Origin of the sequence: Pseudothermotoga lettingae TMO (assembly GCF_000017865.1) — a bacterium.
Lineage (GTDB): Bacteria > Thermotogota > Thermotogae > Thermotogales > DSM-5069 > Pseudothermotoga_B > Pseudothermotoga_B elfii.
In genome coordinates this window covers 723,822-741,649 of the sequence record NC_009828.1, presented here as the reverse complement: position 1 = coordinate 741,649, position 17,828 = coordinate 723,822, and the positions used below count along the sequence as shown (strand labels likewise).

Below are 17,828 nucleotides of genomic sequence, written 5' to 3'. Positions count from 1 at the left end.
CCCAGATTATTTTATTCTTGTGTTTATAAAACTCTGATGAGTTATTATTATCTGTGAGGTGTCTGTAAATGAAAATTAAAAGGCTTGATAAATCCATTGTTTCAAGAATAGCTGCTGGGGAAGTTATCACTGGTGTTTACTCGGTCGTGAAAGAACTTATAGAAAACTCCATTGATGCAGGCGCTGACAGAATAGTTGTAGAACTTATTAATGGCGGAAAAAGTGAAATCAAAGTCCAGGATAACGGCGAAGGTATGGAAAAAGACGATTTGCTTGTGTGTTATGAATCTCATACAACCAGCAAAATTGATTCATTTCAGGATATATACACACTGAATTCTTTTGGTTTTAGAGGAGAAGCTTTATATTCCATATGTCAGATAAGCAAGACAACGATATTTTCCAAAACGGCATCATCTAACCTTGGTCATGAAATTGAAGTAGTTGCTGGTCATCTGGTTTATGAAAAACCGGTTCAAATTGAAAAAGGTACAACTGTTATCGTTAGAGATCTGTTTTTCAATGTCCCGGCGAGAAGAAAATTTCTAAAATCAAATGCTGTTGAGGCAAGAATGGCAGTAGAGGTCTTTGAAAGATTTTGTTTGTCTCATCCGCACATAAACCTTATTCTCACAAAAGATCAGCAGGTTGTTTACAATCTACCAGCAACGACTTTAGTTCAACGCATCAAAGCGTTATTTCCGGATATTCCAATGGATTCTTTGAAGGCAATACAATCACAGTGGAAAGATATGGAATTGCATGGTTGTGCGGTTAGCCCTGCTAATTTAAGAAGGAAAAAAGCCATTTTCACGTTTGTCAATGGTAGATTTGTGGTAAATCAACTTCTTCAAAGTGCCATTTATTCAGCTTATGCAGATTTTTTGCATCAAAAGGAACATCCCGTAGTGATTGTTAACCTCTTTCTTCCCCCAAAAGATATAGACGTTAATGTCCATCCACAAAAAATAGAAGTGAAATTCTCCCGTGATGAGGAAGTATTTCGGTTCGTGCGTGATTCTATAAAATCCCAACTGAAGATTCCAATCATACACCACATATCGAGAAATACACCGGCAAAAGTCCAGAAACGCCAGGTGGAGTATAAAAGCCCAAATGCGAAATTTACCACTACATCTGAAGAAATGCTGATTCCTCCAGAGGATTTCAAAATTATCGGGATTGTCAGGAAAAGATACATAATAGTGGAAACGGAAGATGAGCTTTTTATAGTGGATTTTCATGCTGCGCATGAGAGATTGATATATAACAAAATGCTTTCTTCTCTTAATCAAAATGACGGCACAGATCTGCTGATACCAGTTCAAATCGAACTGAGAGAAAGTGAATTGGCTCTCATTGAAAAAAACAATGTTCTAAAGCAAATTGGATTTGATTATGAAATAATAAAAAATCAACTTATCGTGAAAAAAATACCTACGTGGCTTGACCAGAGTGATGTTAAGCGTTTCATAATCGATAGTATTGACGAAATAAAGTTAATAGATATCTATGGATTGGAAGAGGTGATGAAAAAAATCATTGCAGATATTTCCTGTAAGAGTGCTTTGAGGACAAGAGACAGACTTGATTTATCTCAGGCAAAATATCTTGTCAGAGAAATCTTTGCAAACAAAATCAGCACATGCCCTCATGGTAGACCCGTAATGTATTCTATCAATTTTAAAGAACTTGACAGCTTTTTTGAAAGGATATGAGATCATGGAAAATGTTATCATACGTCCAGTCAGATTATCTGACTCTGCTAAGTTAGTATCTTTTAAGAAAGCTGTGACGAGTGAATCAAAATTTCTTCTGACATATCCCGATGAAGTTGAGAGCATATATGATCAAAAGAGAATTATAACTCTATACCTGTCTGATAACAGAAAAATATTTCTGGTAGCTGAGTATATGGATGAAATAATTGGTGTAGTAACCCTATCCGGTTCTTTCAGAAGAAAAATTCTCCACAAAGGTGAGCTCGGGATAAGTGTCAGAAAACCTTTTTGGGGCAAAGGAATCGGGAGTGCCTTGATGAGAGAGTGCCTGGGAGTAGCTAAGGAAAGGGGATTCAAAAAAATACAACTTGAGGTGATAGCAGATAATCACAGAGCTATCTCGCTTTACAAAAAATTCGGCTTTGAAATTGAAGGAATAAAGAAAAAAGCCGTCTTAATAGATGAGCAATATTTTGATTTACTGGTGATGGGAAAGTGGCTATAAGAGCAAGGTATTTGATTATTTTTTGCGGGATCTTTCTAAGCATAGGTTTTTCAATGTATTTCATCAACAAATATGAAAATGAAAACACCATAAAAAAAGTGAACACTGCTGTCTTGTCAATAACTGCGGAACACTTGAATAAATTGATAGAGGAGATACAATCCGAACCTGGTGTATACACTTCATTAAACCTGCCTTTTTCAAAAGATCTATCTGTTGTTTATTTTGTAATCGATCAAATGGGAAAGATTACTATGTCCTCAGAATCAGCTGCCAGAGGAAAGGAATTACATGGAACAGTCAATATCAACAAAAAAGATGAAATAACAAAGGTAAAATACAAAGGGAAAAATTTTTGGGCACTTCTAAAGAAAAACGATAGATTCAATTTCTCAATACTTGTCATGATTCCACTTTACAGCCACAGTTGGTACTATCCTTCAATGATAGTTGTGTGTGTCGCTTTTGGAACAATAATCACGCTGTTAATAAGTATTTACAAAAGAAAGATTCATATGATCACAGTAGCAATAAGCAAAGCGATTGATAGTCCAGCAACAGATTTGAAAACAGAAAATAAAACAGTCAGACGGCTGATAGAAAAAATTAATCAGACAATAAGAAGCAGAGAGCAACTACTTCAAAAAGCTGCCAGCGAACTTCAAAGGCTGAAGGAAATTCTCAAGAAACTAAACGAGAAGCGATCATAGGTTTTGAACAAAAACCAGTATCTCTGCTACTGCAAAATAAAGGTCATCTGGGATTTCTTCAAGCACCTCCAGTCTATAGAGTTTTCTTACAAGTTCTGGTGAAGAAACTACCGGCACCTTCGCTTCCAGGGCTTGTTTTATTATTCTCTCAGCAATTTCCTCTTTACCTTTGGCTATCACAAACGGGGCATCGAATACATCTGGATCATAACCGAGTGCGACAGCCAGTTTACGCGTATAATCCATTTTTCAAATCACCAACCTTGAAAAATACATTTCTAAAGTATCCAAGCAAATTATCTTTAAGCTTTTCCAGTGCTTCTCTATCCGGAGAGAAATTTATAAAATCAACAAATATGTAATCTTCCTGAACAGTGCCTTTGACACAAACAATAGATGAATTCTTAACAAAAGACACACTAAAAGATCTTTTCTTTCTATTCATAAAAATGTGAATGGGACCTTTCTTGGACGGGATGCTTTTGAAAACGTAAGGATGCGAGAGTGTCAGGAGCCAGAAACCGAGAGATTTCATCTTTTCATCAACTTCACCATTCTCATAGTACATACCGAGATTTGCGTAAAAATCTTGTGGTAGAGAACCTACACGCATTTTAATCATATCAACTAACTGTGATAAAAACTGTATATCAAAGCTCGTTCTGGGTTTTTTAATCGTCTTCAAAAGAGGCTTTAATTCATTCAGAGGCGGCAATGCTTCGGGAGCTTCGGTAATCTTCTCTGCAACATAAACTTTCTGTGAAACCGGTCGATCAGTGATTCTAACCATCTCACCGAGCTCCGGTAATTTCTTTCTCATCTTGACAACTGTTTCACCATCATGTGTTTTGATCTTCACGAACTTTCCCATACGTTCAATAACTACGCCTTGCATACAAACCCTCCAGAATTATTATCGGAAAATATACCGGCAAATAAACATCAAAATGATATGATTAATCCATAAGGAGGCGTTAAATTGCGAATAGACAGCTTTTTCGAGCCCGGCACACCAGCAGCAATTTTATCATGGGGTCAACTTGGAACTACACTGGCAAAAACCACTTATGGTCTGCTGAGGCACAGCAGAATTTTTATTCCCGTATGCGTGATTGCAGAGCAGGAAGGAAAATGGACAGCCGATTTTATGAGCCATTTTAAATTCAACGTACCAGTGGTTAATAGTGTTGATAAAGCTGTACATCTTGGGGCAAAAACTCTTTTGATCGGAATAGCAAATGTGGGGGGATTCCTCCCACAAGAACTCGTTGATCATGTCCTCAAAGCTATAAAATATGGTCTGGATATAGTTTCTGGATTTCATCTAAAAATGAGTGAAACAGAACCGTTTTCTACTGCAGCAAAAAAGACAGGTAGCAGAATAATAGATGTTCGACATCTAAAAGAGGAACTGAAAATCTTTAGCGGTCAGATTTACAAATCAAAAACAATAAGAGTCTGCGTTCTTGGGACAGATTGCGCTGTTGGAAAAAGAACAACTGCAATCCAGTTATGGCAGGCTGCACTGGAAAGAAAATTACCTGCAGCCTTTCTGGCAACAGGTCAGACTGGTATAATGATAGGCGCAGATGAAGGAGTAGTTATAGATGCGATAGCATCGGATTTTATACCAGGTACGATTGAAAACCTCATATTGAGGCTCGAAAAAAATGAAAAACGCCTGATTTTTATTGAAGGTCAGGGAGCACTCAGGCATCCTGCTTATGGCCAGGTTGCCCTTGGATTGCTGTATGGATGCATGCCACAATATATCGTATTGTCACATGACCCAGCAAGAAAAAATTTTGAATATTTTGACCAGATCCCAGTTTCACCAGATTTGTTTAAAGAAATAGCCCTGATAAAAAATTTTATCAACACAGAAATTCTCGGTATATCATGTTTAAATAGCTATTGTTTGGATGATTACGAAGTATTTAATCCCTTCAATGCCAGTCAGATTATGAAGATAATATCTAAACTGGAGGTGGCGTTGTGAAGATTACATCTATTAGTTTCAAAAAGACACTCTATAGCTACTTTGAACCGTTCACAATTTCCTTAGGAAGTCACGAAGAACAAGAAAATGTTGAAGTTTGTGTGAAACTCAAAAACGGAATAGAGGGTTATGGTGAAGCATCATCCTTATTTGTAATCTCAGGTGAAACAGCTGCTATGCTGGAAAAACTCCATCAAACTGTTGAAGACATTCTGATTGGTAAAGATGTGGAAAGTTACGCAAATTTATTTCATGATCTTCAAACTTTGAGAGCAACCCCTGCAATAAAAGCTGCCATAGAGTTTGCTATTGTGGATGCCTTCTGTAAACAATTCAATATGAAACCATATCAATTTTTTGGCGGCAGCAAAAACACCTTAGAGACTGACAAAACTGTTGGTATTGAAAACTTAGAGAACACTATCAAAAAAGTCAAGCGTATCTACGACGAGGGATTCAGAAAAATAAAAATAAAAGTTGGTAGAGATGTCAAAAATGACATAGAAAGAGTTGTCAAATCAAAAGAAGTTTCTCCTCAAGCAAGCTTTATAGTAGATGCAAATCAGGGCTTTACTCCCAAGGAGGCTGTTGAGTTTGCAAAGGCGCTTTACGCTGAAAAGGTTGATGTTGTGATTTTTGAACAACCAGTAAACCGCTACAATATAGAAGGAATGAGATTTGTTCGATTTAACAGCCCTTATCCTGTTGCAGCTGATGAAAGTGTTTTCACAAAATACGACGCTTTAAAGTTGGTCAGGGAAGATGCCGTCGATTTCATAAATATAAAATTAATGAAATCGGGCTTGAGCGATGCTATGTCAATAGTTCATATTGCCCAGGCCGCAAATATAGGATTGATGATTGGGTGCATGGGCGAAAGTAGCATAGGTATAAGGCAAAGCATCCACTTTGCCGCTGGAACAGGGGCTTTTTTATATCACGATCTGGATTCACATCTGTCGCTGAAAGAAGAGAGCTTCAGGGGAGATTTTGTACAGGATGGTCCATTCATAATCCTGGAATAGCCTATGAAACAAATTAGACTTAAAAGATCTAATATAAATGTAATCCTTGCCGTGTAAAATTACTTTGGGAGACGATAATGATGCTTGTGCTTGAAGATGTAAGCCTTGAAAAGAACGGCAAATACATACTCAAGAACATAAATGCAAAATTTGATCGGGTTAAAATCTACGCTGTTCTTGGATCCAACGGAGTTGGAAAATCTTCCCTGGCATATACAATAATGGGACTCGAGGGGTATAAACCCACTTCTGGCAAGATAAAGCTTAACGGCGAGGACATAACAAACTCTTCAATTAGCGAAAGAGCTACGAAAGGTATCACTCTGCTTTGGCAGGAACCGGTGAGGTTCCAGGGCCTTACAGTAAAACAATATCTTACACTCGGTGGAAAATTAAAAATCAGCACAAAAGACCTCGAAGAAGTAATGACACTTACAGGCCTGTCTCCAGAACTTTATATCAACAGATTTGTTGATAATCTTTTGAGTGGTGGCGAGAGAAAAAGAGTAGAACTTGCGTCAATTTTGTTGTTGAATCCGAAATACGCCATACTCGACGAACCAGATTCTGGAATTGATATTATGTCGCTTGGCATGATTGAAAAAATTGCGCACCGAATTACGAAAAATGGAGGTACGGTAATATTGATAACCCATCGTGAAGAAATTGCCAGGATAGCAGATGAGGCCTATTTGCTATGTAATGGTACAGTCTTTACAAAGGGAGATCCTGTGAAGGTTATTCATTACTATAAAAGCAGGTGTGACGAATGCATGCATGTAAATATACCCTCCATAGAGGAGGCGCAATTATGAGCACTGCTATAAAACAACAAAAAGAGTTTGAAATGTTGATGAAAGCTTATGAAAAAGCAGGAGGAAATGTTTCGAAGTTTTTAGACAAACGGGTTGCATCACTCATAATAAGTGGAAGGAAGATAGTGGGTCTTAATGGAGTAAAAGGGGTTGAAATATTTCCAGAGGAGTTAAGTGACGGCGTCAGAGCAAAAATTGTTGTGAAAAAAGATACCGTCCTTGAAACACCTATTCACATTTGTACAGGATATTTGGAAAAACAAGGTATTCAGAGAGTTATTTTTGAGATAGAGATTCAGGAGAATTCACAGGTTAAATTTGTTGCACACTGTACTTTTCCATGGGCGGAAAAATTTACACATGACGCCCTCTCAATTGTTTCAATAGGAAGGAATGCAAAGATGTATTACTCAGACGAGCATTATCATTCTAATACCGGTTCAATTACCCTTAAAACTACTACACGTGCAAAAATTGCCGAAAAAGGACTTTTTGTAAACAATTTCACGCTTACAAAAACTCGGGTTGGAAAGCTTATTCTCGATGCGGAAGCTGAACTTGACGATCAATCCACAGCTGATCTCACGGCAAAAGTGAGAGCAATTGAGAATGACCAAGTTGCAATCAGAGAAAAATTGAGGTTGTTGGGAAAATATTCAAATGGTATTGCCAAAACCACAGTGGTCGCCCTGGACAAAGCAAAAGTTAGAGTTGTAAATGAAGCCTATGGAATAGGTAGCTACTCAAAAGCACATATAAGATGTGACGAGGTAACAAAAGGTGAAGATGTCGATGTAAGTACTGTACCCATCTTGAAGGTATTGAACGATCTTTCTGAACTAACACACGAAGCGTCAATAGGTCGTGTAAACGCTGCTCAACTTCAAACTCTGATGAGTAAGGGTCTTTCTGAAGAAGAAGCAACTGATCTTATTATTAGCGGATTGCTCAAATAATTAAGGGGGTATATGTAATGAAGGAATATGTTGAGAGAGTTGAGAGAGCCGCTGAGTTTTTGAGGCAGAAAGTAAGAATTCTTCCTGAAGCTGGAATAATCCTTGGTTCCGGGCTTGGAAAAATTTCAGAAGCACTGCAAAATCCTGTCAAAATCAACTATTCCGAAATTCCTGGTTTTCCGATTTCAACAGCTCCTGGTCATAAAGGAGAACTACTCTTTGGAAAACTTGAAGAGAAAAGCGTTATGCTCATGAATGGAAGATTTCATTATTACGAGGGATATTCAATGAAGGATGTGACTTTTCCTATAAGAGTAATGCAGTTGCTTGGTGTGAAATATTTGATTGTCACAAATGCGGCAGGAGGTTTGAATCCTATTTTTGAAATAGGCAAACCCATGATAATAAGTGATCATATCAACCTGATGGGGGACAATCCACTCAGAGGTCTGAATATAGACGAATGGGGACCAAGGTTCCCAGATATGAGTGAACCATACGACAGAAATCTTATAAAGCTGGCAAAAAAAATAGCTAAGGAAGAAAAAGTAGATTTTTACGAAGGCGTGTATGTAGCAGTTGCCGGTCCTAATTTTGAAACTCCCGCTGAGCTTAAAATGCTTAGAAACATGGGAGCAGATGCTGTTGGTATGTCTACTGTCCCTGAAGTCATAGTAGCAAAACATGGAGGTATCAAGATTCTTGGATTGTCAGCAATAACGGACCGCGCTGTACCAGAAGACCTGAGGCCGATAACAGCTCAGGAAGTTCTTGAAGTTGCTGAAAAAGCTGGCGAAAAAATGGCACGCATTATTATGGGTGTGCTGCGTCAGCTCTGAAGATTGAGGAGGTGTGAAATGAAGGTTTTCTTAGATAATTGCAGAACCACGAGAGTTTTGCCAGAGGTAGCTGCAGTCGTACAACAGTACATGGTCGATAAATTTGCGAGACCTGATGGATTATATGAATCAGCAGAGGAAATTTACGACGATCTTGTTAGCGCAAGAGAGTTTTTTGCAAAATCGATCAATGCAGATTCGCCTGAGGAAATAGTTTTCACATCAGGCGCTACTGAAGCAAACAATTTATCTCTTCTTGGAATAGCACGGGCAAACAAAAAAAATGGTAATCACATAGTGATTTCCGCACTGGAACACGGTTCGATCATGAGCATAGCAGATGCTCTAAAAAAAGAAGGTTTTGAGGTTACCGTAATACCCGTTGACAAAGAGGGATTCGTCAAACTTGACGAGCTCAAAAAATCTATAAGACCTTCCACAATAATGATAAGTGTCATATCTGTTGGACATTTCGTCGGTTCTATTATGCCGCTTGAAGAAATTGGAAAAATAGTAAAATCTCAGGATCATAAAATATATTTTCATACCGATGCAGCAGAAATGTATGCCAAACTTCCTGTAGATGTTAAAAAAATAAATTGTGATTTGATGAGTGTCAGCGGTCATAAATTTCACGGTCCAAAAGGCGTTGGTTTTTTATACATTAAAAAGGGAACGAAGATCCAGCCTGTAATGTATGGAGCAGAGTCTTTCGATAAAAGACGACCTGGGGGAGAAAATATTCCAGCAATTATGGGAATGAAAAAAGCCGCAGAACTTTCCTTTTTGAACATGGAAAAAGCATTAAAAGAGTTAAGAAGGCTTCAGGAATATTTTATAAACAGGGTAGAAAGAGAAATCGATCATGTAATTTTGAATGGGCCGAGAGGTGAAACGAGAACACCTTACAATGTCAATTTCAGCTTCTCATTCATAGAAGGCGAAGCGATAAGTTTAGGGCTTAGTATGGAAGGAGTTGAGGTTGCCACAGGTTCGGCATGTGCCTCAGAAAAACTCGAACCGAATTATGCGATCCTGGCAATTGGTGGAGATCATGAAAGGGCCCACGGGTCGATAAGATTTACATTTGACAGGTTCACAACTCAAGAGCAGATAGATTACACAGTTGAGAAGCTCAAATCGGTAGTATCATGGCTCCGAAAAATAAGTCCAATTAAAAGCCATACTTAATCAGGAGGTGATAATATGCTCAAATACACCGAACTTGTACTGGATCACTTTAAAAATCCAAGAAACCTTGGAAAAATAGAGAATGCCGATGCAGAAGCCACAGAAGGAAGTATTGCATGCGGTGATATGATGACAGTTTATCTGAAAGTTGAAGACGATCGCATTACAGATATAAAATTTGAATCGTACGGATGCGCGGCGAATATAGCTACCGCTTCAATGATGACAGAAGTTGTCAAAGGTTTGACACTCGAAGAAGCCAAAAAGTTGAACTGGAAGGAAATTGTTGAAAGACTTGGCGGTTTGCCCCAAGTAAAATATCATTGCAGCAACCTTGCGGTGGACACTCTGAGAAAGGCTATAAAAGAATATGAAGAATCACTTGCAAGGAAGTGATTTAAGTGCAAGTTTACCTTGATCATGCAGCAACCACACGTGTATTCGATGAGGTAGCTCGGGAAGTCATCAAGGTTTTTACGGAGCAATTTGGCAATGCTTCAAGTTTACATTCCCACGGTGAGCAGGCAAAGCAGATTTATGAAAGTGCACGTTCAAAAATAGCAAAGCATATAAATGTTCTGCCGGAAGAAATTTTCTTCACATCTGGCGGAACAGAAGCAGACAATATAGCAATCATAGGATTTTTGAGAGCAAACTTCCCAGAAGGCGGTGACTTGATAACAACGGAGATAGAACACCCCGCCGTTCTCGAAGTTATGAAGTATCTTGAAAAGCTCGGTTATTCGGTCACATACTTGAAACCATCTTCTGAAGGTTATATCAAAGCAAGTGATTTTAAAAAAGCAATTAAAAAAAATACTGTCCTGGCATCAATAATGTGGGTCAACAACGAAACTGGTGTCATACAACCTATAGATGAAATTTCAAAAATTGCAAGAGAGCATGGTATAGTTTTTCATAGTGATGCCGTCCAGGCTCTTGGGAAATTGAAAATCGATGCTACTTTGGTTGATATGTTATCGGCATCAGGTCACAAATTTTATGCTCCTAAAGGAACAGGGTTTTTGTATGTAAACAAATCAATCAAAATTCATCCCATAATGTTTGGTGGAGGCCATGAAAGAGGTCTGAGAAGCGGCACGGAAAATGTTCCTGGAGCTCATGGAATGGCAACAGCTTTACAAATTATAGAGAAAAATTACGACCTCTGGCAAAAAAAGATGCTAAAATTTAGAGAAAAAATACTTCAAACAATAGAAAAAATTCCGAATCATCACATAAATGGAGAAAATACCATAGTCTCACATATTAATGTTTCTTTTAAAGGTATTAATGGTGAAACTCTCGCAACCGCACTGGATATGAGAGGTATATCTGTATCAACAGCATCTGCATGCTCCTCGCATCATGGTTCAAGCCAATCGTATGTTTTGAAAGCAATGGAGCTGGATGAATGGATAGTCACCGGAGCTGTTAGAATAACACTGGGTTACGACAATGAAGAAGAAGAGATAGACTATTTCAACCAGGTACTTCTTGAGGAAGTTGAGCGCCTCAGAAAATTACAGGAGTGATAGCATGACTTACTCTGAAAAATTTAAACAACTTTTTATGTACCCAGCGCATGCAAATCAAATAGATTACACTCACACAGCAGAAGTTGTGTATCCTGAACATGGTGACAGAGTGAGAATATTTGTAAAACTGGAAAATTTTCTAATAAAAGATATATCATTCAAAGCCATAGGGTGCCCAAGAGTTATTGCAGCCTCTGAGGCACTTTGCAGACTTGTCAACGGCAAGAATATCAATATCGCACTCGAGATCAATGAGGAGCACATCAGACAAGAAATGGATTTTCACGATAAAGAATTTAAATGCATAATGGCCCCCGTCGAAGCTTTGAAAAAAGCTTTATCAAAACTTGAAAATGAGTGAACTTCTGAAAGGAATCATCTACAGTGCTCTGGCAGGTGCTTCAACCGGCCTTGGAGCATTACCATTTTTATTTTTTAGAAAAGGTGCTAGCGAGAAATTCATAAATGGATCTCTTGGGTTTGCTGCTGGGGTTATGTTAGCAGCAAGCGCTTTTAGCTTGGTAATCCCATCAATGGAACTTGGAGGACCTCTCAGATTCGTTATTGGTTTTTTAATTGGTGGTTTGATCGTTGATCTCATTGACAAAATAGTTCCCCATGAACACTTTATGAAAGGCCACGAAGGTATCGAAACGAGGAGATTGAAAGCAATCTGGTTGTTTGTCATAGCTATAACAATACACAATTTTCCCGAAGGTATGGCAGTTGGCGTCGGTGGATATACACCTCATGCACTTTCAATAGCTGTAGCGATAGGAATACAGAATATACCAGAAGGTGCAGCAGTGGCGGCGTCTTTGATCAATGCTGGCTATAAACCTTTGAAAGCGTTTCTGGTAAGTTTTCTCACAGGCTTGGTTGAAATTTTTGGTGGAGCAACTGGTGCTATTTTGAGTGGAATTTCATCGAAACTGATGCCATATCTCATGGCAACGGCTGCGGGTGCAATGATTTTTGTAATAAGCGACGAGGTAATACCAGAGACTCATCTCCGCGGTCGGGAAAGAATGGTAACATACTGGATACTTACTGGCTTCAGTTGTATGGCCGTACTTGACCTCATTCTGGGTTAAAGGTAAGCCACGCCATCGAAAGAATTCCAATTATTATGGAAATAACTGCTGCCGTTTTCACATCATCATATGTTATACGATCGGCTGTGGGTATCTTGAGTTGTTCATAAGTGATGAGTTTTTCTTCAGTGTTGACATTTAGTGTGTAGATTGAATCTGCACGTGACTTGCCCTCAAAAATATAACTGTCATTGATCTTTACAAGCTCAGGTCCTCTGTGATCATGCCCGCTCAACAATAAATCGATCTGTGGAAAAGACTCAATTATTTTTCGATCCAGTTCATGCTGTAAATGAGCCAAGCATATTATGAAATCAACTTCTGGAAGATCATTGACAATTCTTCGCAGGGCCTTTAACGGATCTTCGGGTAACATGCCATAATGCTCCACCTGATTGGCTACATGCTGGGGTGTGGTTAACCCGATCACAGCTATCCTCAGATCACCGAGTACAAAAATTTCGTATGGTTTTAGCCCTTTCACATTTGCACCTAAGAGAGATTTATTGGTTTTCTTGTAATTTTCGAGCCATTCACGTGAAAAATAGAACTCGTGATTTCCGAGTACCATTGCATCGTATTTTACTTTTTTTATATAATCAAGTGTATGATTTCTGTGATCACCAAAAAATGGCAGTTGAAGTTTTGAATCAAACAGATCTCCTGCATCAAGAATAAGTAAATTCTCCCTGCCGTTTTTTTCCAGATATTCTGCAAGACCAGCAGGTCCATAACCATTTTTAAACAGCGTCTCATGCAAATCGGAGGTAAAGATTATTTGAAAATTACTGCCAAAGATAGTCAAAAACATTAAAAGGAAAAATAAAACGATACATCGCAAAGCCTATCACCACCGTAATAAATAGATGCGATTATTCCGCTGCGCCAGAATCTAATTTGTGCGATCAATCTTAAAATTCTCGATCCATCTTCGTATATTCTCAATGATGTACCAAGATTCACAAACTGATCTGGAAGGACACCATATGTATCAAGTATGGACGAGAAAAATACACTCTTTTTTTTCGAAAAATCAAAGCCAATAGTAAAGTGATTAAACGAAATAAACGGCTTCCTGTCCTGAATGTAAAAAGTGGTGCCCATTTTTGAAAATTTCGCAGAAACTTCAATTCTGGAATACCTGAGTATATTCGCTAAAACTGCAAACTCTTTTCCAGTAATTACGGTAATATTCTCAATTGGCGAAAGCATAAACGTCATTTCCTCTGGAGACCAGATCAAGCATGCTCGTGAATCAAATAAAGAATAGCCAAAGTAATCGCTGTAAAGCACATTCCCGAAAATAAATACTGAAAAAAACAAAAAAATCATTACCGAAAATCTCATTCTTTCAACACCACCATATTTATTGTATCATTTTGTTATGGAGGTGAATTTTGTGAACAAAACGGTCGACGAATTCGTGCTTGTAAACAGCAATAAATTGTTTGATGCAGCTTCAAACCTCGTTAAGATCAAATCAGTTAAATCCCAACCCGCTGGAGATGGTAAACCTTTTGGAGAAGGAATCGCAAAGGCTCTTGAGGCAGCTTTGAATATGGGCAAGCAATGGGGCTTCAATGTGAAAAACATTGATGGGTACGCAGGACACATCGAATATGGAACTAAAGGTAAGTTATTCGCGGTCCTTGGACATCTGGATGTGGTACCAGAAGGTGACGGATGGACGGTAGATCCATACGGAGGGATTATAAAAGATGGCTATTTATGGGGAAGAGGGTCTTCAGACGATAAAGGTCCAACTGTAGCAGCCATCTTTGCTTTAAAAGCTGTTAAAGAGTCCAGGATTAATCCGAAAAATCGTATTAGAATCATCCTTGGTTGCGATGAAGAATCTGGCTGGGAAGGTGTTAAACATTATTTTGAAAAGGAAGAAATTCCGATATACGCAGTTACACCTGATGCGAATTTTCCAATTATATATGCTGAAAAAGGAATAATAAACTATACAATAACTCAACACCTGCATAAAAATAAAGACACTCAGGTCGTCCTGCTCAAGGGCGGAGAGGCCTCAAATATGGTACCTCAAGAAGCTCTGGCTGTATTAAAACCCGTTAGAGAAGAAATCCTTGAAAAATTGAAAGAATTCACTCCCCAGAATGGTGCTAAAGTGTTCTGGAATATTGACGGAGATGAATTAAAAATAAAAATAACAGGTAAATCTGCCCACGGGTCTAAACCACAAACTGGCGTTAACGCAATATCAGCTTTGCTGGACTTTCTAAGGACTATCGATATCAATTGCGAGGACCTATCAACGTTTCTGCGAACCATTTTTGCAAAAATTGGGTATGAAACCGATGGAACTTCATTAAGAATTGCCGGTACAGATTGCATTGCAGGACCTTTAACTGTTAATCTCGGAACACTGAGGATGGATCCTGAAAAAATAACTGCCGTTATTAATATAAGATATCCTGTATTTTATTCTGAAACGATGCTCACCAAGCAAATAAAAGAAGCACTCAAGCCTCTTCAAGTTGAACCTCAAAATCATCTTGCCCCTCTTTTTGTTTCTCCAGATAGTGAGCTGATAAAAATCTTAAGTGAAATCTACACCGATGTAACCGGGCAGAAAGCAGAGCTTCTTACGACAGGAGGAGGAACTTATGCGAGAGCTGTCCCGTGTGGTGTTGCATTTGGCCCGCTGCTTCCTGGAAGATTAGAAACAGAACATCAACCCGATGAGAGAATTGCATTGGACGATCTTTTACTCGTAGCAAGGATTTATGCTCAGCTTTTTTATAAAATCATGACGGAGTGGTGAATAATGAGAAAAGCTTTTGCAATTATCATCATTTTTTTGAGCTGTTTACTCTTTGCTTCTTATATGAGTTTCGACACAAATGAAGGTGTAGCACTACACTTTCCCGTGTCAGATTACGAGGTCTTTGTCGGATATAGATACAGTGGATTTCAGTTTGAAAAGATGTTCAACGATGTAGGTTTCAGCTTCAAAGCATGTATAGACCCTTTTTCCCTGTCTGGATACAGTTTTGCAGGTATTTATGTTGAGCCTCTTTCTTCCCACCTGGAATCCGGGGCGATGGTATCTGTTCTCTCGAGCGATGGAAGCGATGGAAAATTTATAAAGAGAGGAAACATTGATATGTATCTGAGCTGTGCATACAAAGTCGATTTTGTGGATTTCGGGTTATCACTCCAAAAAACTGTTTTTGGATTTTATTCTGACAGCGATAAAGATATAATTTTTGTTATTCCGCCATTAGAAACCGAATCTCTTGGGGTTGTTGTCGAACCATTCGTAAAATTCACTTTTGGTGATTCTCCAAAAGTTAACGTGAAAATCAGCTACATGCTGAACCTTTTTCGAACAGAGAGTCTGCCATCTGCATTGATAAATCTGTATGGGTTCAGAATAGTTTTTGCTGCCGGAGATTTTTGATATCGATTTTAACAAACTGCAGAAATTCATCTTCGGTTAGCAATTTCACCCCGAGATTTCTGGCTTTTGTTAACTTAGATCCAGGATTATCGCCGACTATCACGTAGTCGGTGCTTTTCGACACACTATCAGTAACCTGTCCCCCGAGTGATTGAACTAACTGTTTAATCTGGTCTCTGGTAAAATTCTTGAGCGTACCGGTTACGGCAAAGGTCAGATTCGAAAGAATTTTTGATTGCACCACTGCCTCTTTTTCCTCGAGATTTAAACCAGCTTTCTCGAGTTTTCCAATTATTTGCCTTGTTTTCTCGTTGTCAAAATATTCTCTAATATTCTTTGCAATCTCGATGCCTATTCCTTCAATTTGCGTTAGTTCATCTACAGAAGAAGAAAGCAACCTTTTGATACTTCTGAATTTTTGGGTTAATATTCTAGCTGTTTTCTCGCCAACCAGAGGGATACCAAGACCTGTCAAAATTTTGTGCAGCGGAGTTTTCTTCGCCTGCTCTATCTGCGCAAGAAGATTGGCAATCATCTTTTGCCCAATACCACTACCAAGCTGAGAAAGTTCAAAGGGGGTCAGATAGAATATATCTGCAATATCTTTTACCAGCCCGCTATCAACAAGCCTGTCAATCAGTTTTTCGCCAAGGCCTTTTATATTGAGGGCACCTCTCGATACGAAAGTCTCTAAAGCACGTTTGAGTTTGGCCGGGCAGTGTGGATTAAGGCATCTAAGCGCCACATCTTCAGAATCGATTTTCCCCACCTTTCCAGAGCAGACAGGACATTTTGATGGAATTTCTATCTTCTTTTCTGAACCATTTCTTTCATCTGCTATAACTGATACAACCTGCGGTATTATTCCCCCAGATTTTTCAACATAAACCTGATCCCCTATTCTTATATCTTTCTCTTCTATATAATCAAAGTTATGCAGCGATACTCTCTTTACGACCGTCCCAGCAAGTTGAATTGGTTCAAGCTCTGCCACAGGCGTCAAAATTCCCGTTCTTCCAACCTGAACAATGATATTTAACACCCTGGTTTTTGCTCTCTGAGCCGGAAATTTAAATGCTATTGCCCACCTTGGTGACCTTGATGTTGATCCAAGAATCGACTGAAAATTAAAATGATTTACTTTGACAACTACCCCATCAACCCAATAAGAAAGCTCAGATTTTTTTTCAATCCATTGTTTCCAGTAATCTATTACCTGATCAATATTCTGGCAGAGCTGTGAATATGGATTTACTTTAAAACCGATCTTTTTAAGCCACTTCAGGGCATCCCATTGAGTCTGTAAACCATACCTTTCGGGTGAAAGCACATAGTAAATAAATGAATCCAGCCTGCGATTTCTGATAACACTTGTATCAAGTTGCCTCAAGGTGCCAGCGGTTGCATTTCTCGGATTGGCAAAAAGTGGCCCATCAACTTTTTTTCTCTCTTCATTCAACCTCTCAAATTCTTCCGTTGGCATGTAAATTTCCCCTCGAACTTCAACTGTGACAGGCTCTCTTAATATCAGTGGTATGCTCCGAACTTTCTTAAGATTCTCAGTTATATCGTCTCCACGCGTTCCATCGCCTCTGCTTAACCCAAGCACAAACCTGCCATTTTCATACCTCAAAGCAACTGAAACACCATCTATCTTCAGCTCAGTAACATATTCGATTGTGTCTTTTTCAAGGAGTTTCCTGACTCTTTTATCGAATTCACGTATCTGCGCTTCATCATAAGTGTTATCTAAACTCAACATTGGTTCAGAGTGCTCAACACTGCGAAATTCATCCAGAACTTTTTCTCCAACCCGTTGCGAAGGCGAATCTGGTGTTACTAATTCGGGGTATTTCTTTTCAAGTTCGATTAATTCCTGCATTAATCTGTCATACTCCTCATCACTGATGATTGGATCTGCCAGAACGTAATATCTGTAATTGTGATATTCAATCTCTTCTCTGAGTTTTTCTATCCTTTTTTTGATATCCTCGGGTATTTTCAT

20 protein-coding genes are annotated in these 17,828 nt (G+C 38.7%); 15 read left to right on the top strand and 5 right to left on the bottom strand.

The window, feature by feature from the left end:
• Window positions 1–68: 68 nt before the first annotated feature.
• The 3 genes from mutL to TLET_RS03695 are packed head-to-tail and all read left to right on the top strand — an operon-like array spanning window position 69 to window position 2,936.
• The gene (gene mutL, locus TLET_RS03705) at window positions 69–1,718 is read left to right on the top strand and encodes a DNA mismatch repair endonuclease MutL (protein WP_012002775.1); all 1,650 of its coding nucleotides are present in this window, start codon (window positions 69–71) and stop codon (window positions 1,716–1,718) included.
• 4 nt (window positions 1,719–1,722) lie between these two features.
• Window positions 1,723–2,226: a GNAT family N-acetyltransferase gene (locus TLET_RS03700; RefSeq protein ID WP_012002774.1), complete on the top strand. Its 504-nt coding sequence runs from the start codon at window positions 1,723–1,725 to the stop codon at window positions 2,224–2,226.
• Window positions 2,217–2,936, top strand: a complete 720-nt coding sequence (locus TLET_RS03695; RefSeq protein ID WP_012002773.1) for a hypothetical protein — start codon at window positions 2,217–2,219, stop codon at window positions 2,934–2,936. Before TLET_RS03700 ends, TLET_RS03695 begins: the two co-directional genes overlap by 10 nt.
• Here the strand turns inward: TLET_RS03695 and TLET_RS03690 are convergent.
• Window positions 2,931–3,182 carry an EscU/YscU/HrcU family type III secretion system export apparatus switch protein gene (locus TLET_RS03690; RefSeq protein ID WP_012002772.1) on the bottom strand — a complete coding sequence of 84 codons (252 nt, stop codon included), beginning with the start codon at window positions 3,180–3,182 and terminating at the stop codon, window positions 2,931–2,933. The genes TLET_RS03695 and TLET_RS03690 overlap by 6 nt on opposite strands.
• Entirely contained in the window at window positions 3,166–3,831 is a 666-nt protein-coding gene (locus tag TLET_RS03685) for a hypothetical protein (RefSeq protein ID WP_012002771.1), read from the bottom strand. The genes TLET_RS03690 and TLET_RS03685 overlap by 17 nt, the downstream gene beginning before the upstream one ends.
• A gap of 84 nt (window positions 3,832–3,915) precedes the next feature.
• Between TLET_RS03685 and TLET_RS03680 the strand changes: the two genes are divergently transcribed.
• The 10 genes from TLET_RS03680 (at window position 3,916) to TLET_RS03635 (ending at window position 12,393) form a co-directional block, all read left to right on the top strand.
• The gene (locus tag TLET_RS03680; protein ID WP_012002770.1) at window positions 3,916–4,935 is read left to right on the top strand and encodes a DUF1611 domain-containing protein; all 1,020 of its coding nucleotides are present in this window, start codon (window positions 3,916–3,918) and stop codon (window positions 4,933–4,935) included.
• Window positions 4,932–5,960: an L-Ala-D/L-Glu epimerase gene (locus TLET_RS03675; RefSeq protein ID WP_012002769.1), complete on the top strand. Its 1,029-nt coding sequence runs from the start codon at window positions 4,932–4,934 to the stop codon at window positions 5,958–5,960. The genes TLET_RS03680 and TLET_RS03675 overlap by 4 nt, the downstream gene beginning before the upstream one ends.
• Before the next feature lie 80 nt (window positions 5,961–6,040).
• Window positions 6,041–6,775, top strand: coding sequence for an ATP-binding cassette domain-containing protein (locus TLET_RS03670; RefSeq protein ID WP_028843336.1), 735 nt, complete (start codon window positions 6,041–6,043; stop codon window positions 6,773–6,775).
• A complete protein-coding gene (locus tag TLET_RS03665; RefSeq protein WP_012002767.1) occupies window positions 6,772–7,731 on the top strand; it encodes a SufB/SufD family protein in 960 nt (319 codons plus the stop codon). The genes TLET_RS03670 and TLET_RS03665 overlap by 4 nt, the downstream gene beginning before the upstream one ends.
• A 17-nt stretch (window positions 7,732–7,748) precedes the next feature.
• A complete protein-coding gene (locus TLET_RS03660; RefSeq protein WP_012002766.1) occupies window positions 7,749–8,570 on the top strand; it encodes a purine-nucleoside phosphorylase in 822 nt (273 codons plus the stop codon).
• A gap of 18 nt (window positions 8,571–8,588) precedes the next feature.
• Window positions 8,589–9,761, top strand: coding sequence for a cysteine desulfurase family protein (locus TLET_RS03655; RefSeq protein WP_012002765.1), 1,173 nt, complete (start codon window positions 8,589–8,591; stop codon window positions 9,759–9,761).
• A 15-nt stretch (window positions 9,762–9,776) separates the two neighbouring features.
• A complete protein-coding gene (locus TLET_RS03650) occupies window positions 9,777–10,157 on the top strand; it encodes an iron-sulfur cluster assembly scaffold protein (RefSeq protein ID WP_012002764.1) in 381 nt (126 codons plus the stop codon).
• Window positions 10,158–10,162: 5 nt separating this feature from the next.
• Window positions 10,163–11,296: a cysteine desulfurase family protein gene (locus TLET_RS03645; protein ID WP_012002763.1), complete on the top strand. Its 1,134-nt coding sequence runs from the start codon at window positions 10,163–10,165 to the stop codon at window positions 11,294–11,296.
• Between the two features lie 4 nt (window positions 11,297–11,300).
• Complete coding sequence (locus TLET_RS03640) at window positions 11,301–11,660, top strand: iron-sulfur cluster assembly scaffold protein (protein ID WP_012002762.1); 360 nt, start codon at window positions 11,301–11,303, stop codon at window positions 11,658–11,660.
• Window positions 11,653–12,393: a ZIP family metal transporter gene (locus tag TLET_RS03635; protein ID WP_012002761.1), complete on the top strand. Its 741-nt coding sequence runs from the start codon at window positions 11,653–11,655 to the stop codon at window positions 12,391–12,393. Before TLET_RS03640 ends, TLET_RS03635 begins: the two co-directional genes overlap by 8 nt.
• On the opposite strand, the gene TLET_RS03630 is transcribed toward TLET_RS03635, so the two are convergent.
• Together TLET_RS03630 and TLET_RS03625 are read right to left on the bottom strand one after the other, a co-directional pair.
• Window positions 12,380–13,234, bottom strand: a complete 855-nt coding sequence (locus tag TLET_RS03630) for a metallophosphoesterase (RefSeq protein WP_012002760.1) — start codon at window positions 13,232–13,234, stop codon at window positions 12,380–12,382. The genes TLET_RS03635 and TLET_RS03630 overlap by 14 nt on opposite strands.
• A complete protein-coding gene (locus TLET_RS03625) occupies window positions 13,204–13,740 on the bottom strand; it encodes a hypothetical protein (protein WP_012002759.1) in 537 nt (178 codons plus the stop codon). Before TLET_RS03625 ends, TLET_RS03630 begins: the two co-directional genes overlap by 31 nt.
• A gap of 52 nt (window positions 13,741–13,792) precedes the next feature.
• On the opposite strand from TLET_RS03625, the gene pepV reads away from it, so the two are divergent.
• Window positions 13,793–15,184 carry a dipeptidase PepV gene (gene pepV, locus TLET_RS03620; protein WP_012002758.1) on the top strand — a complete coding sequence of 464 codons (1,392 nt, stop codon included), beginning with the start codon at window positions 13,793–13,795 and terminating at the stop codon, window positions 15,182–15,184.
• Window positions 15,185–15,187: 3 nt separating this feature from the next.
• A complete protein-coding gene (locus TLET_RS03615; protein WP_012002757.1) occupies window positions 15,188–15,823 on the top strand; it encodes a hypothetical protein in 636 nt (211 codons plus the stop codon).
• Here TLET_RS03615 and ligA read toward each other — a convergent pair.
• On the bottom strand, window positions 15,792–17,828 hold the full coding sequence (gene ligA / locus TLET_RS03610; protein ID WP_012002756.1) for an NAD-dependent DNA ligase LigA: 2,037 nt from the start codon (window positions 17,826–17,828) through the stop codon (window positions 15,792–15,794). The genes TLET_RS03615 and ligA overlap by 32 nt on opposite strands.

Excerpts from the sequence above, each read along its gene's own strand:
- mutL (WP_012002775.1), top strand. The coding sequence starts at position 69 with ATGAAAATTAAAAGGCTTGATAAATCCATTGTTTCAAGAATAGCTGCT.
- TLET_RS03700 (WP_012002774.1), top strand. The coding sequence starts at position 1,723 with ATGGAAAATGTTATCATACGTCCAGTCAGATTATCTGACTCTGCTAAG.
- TLET_RS03690 (WP_012002772.1), bottom strand. The coding sequence starts at position 3,182 with ATGGATTATACGCGTAAACTGGCTGTCGCACTCGGTTATGATCCAGAT.
- TLET_RS03685 (WP_012002771.1), bottom strand. The coding sequence starts at position 3,831 with ATGCAAGGCGTAGTTATTGAACGTATGGGAAAGTTCGTGAAGATCAAA.
- TLET_RS03670 (WP_028843336.1), top strand. The coding sequence starts at position 6,041 with ATGCTTGTGCTTGAAGATGTAAGCCTTGAAAAGAACGGCAAATACATA.
- TLET_RS03665 (WP_012002767.1), top strand. The coding sequence starts at position 6,772 with ATGAGCACTGCTATAAAACAACAAAAAGAGTTTGAAATGTTGATGAAA.
- TLET_RS03660 (WP_012002766.1), top strand. The coding sequence starts at position 7,749 with ATGAAGGAATATGTTGAGAGAGTTGAGAGAGCCGCTGAGTTTTTGAGG.
- TLET_RS03655 (WP_012002765.1), top strand. The coding sequence starts at position 8,589 with ATGAAGGTTTTCTTAGATAATTGCAGAACCACGAGAGTTTTGCCAGAG.
- TLET_RS03650 (WP_012002764.1), top strand. The coding sequence starts at position 9,777 with ATGCTCAAATACACCGAACTTGTACTGGATCACTTTAAAAATCCAAGA.
- TLET_RS03640 (WP_012002762.1), top strand. The coding sequence starts at position 11,301 with ATGACTTACTCTGAAAAATTTAAACAACTTTTTATGTACCCAGCGCAT.
- TLET_RS03635 (WP_012002761.1), top strand. The coding sequence starts at position 11,653 with ATGAGTGAACTTCTGAAAGGAATCATCTACAGTGCTCTGGCAGGTGCT.
- TLET_RS03625 (WP_012002759.1), bottom strand. The coding sequence starts at position 13,740 with ATGAGATTTTCGGTAATGATTTTTTTGTTTTTTTCAGTATTTATTTTC.
- TLET_RS03615 (WP_012002757.1), top strand. The coding sequence starts at position 15,188 with ATGAGAAAAGCTTTTGCAATTATCATCATTTTTTTGAGCTGTTTACTC.
- ligA (WP_012002756.1), bottom strand. The coding sequence starts at position 17,828 with ATGAAAATACCCGAGGATATCAAAAAAAGGATAGAAAAACTCAGAGAA.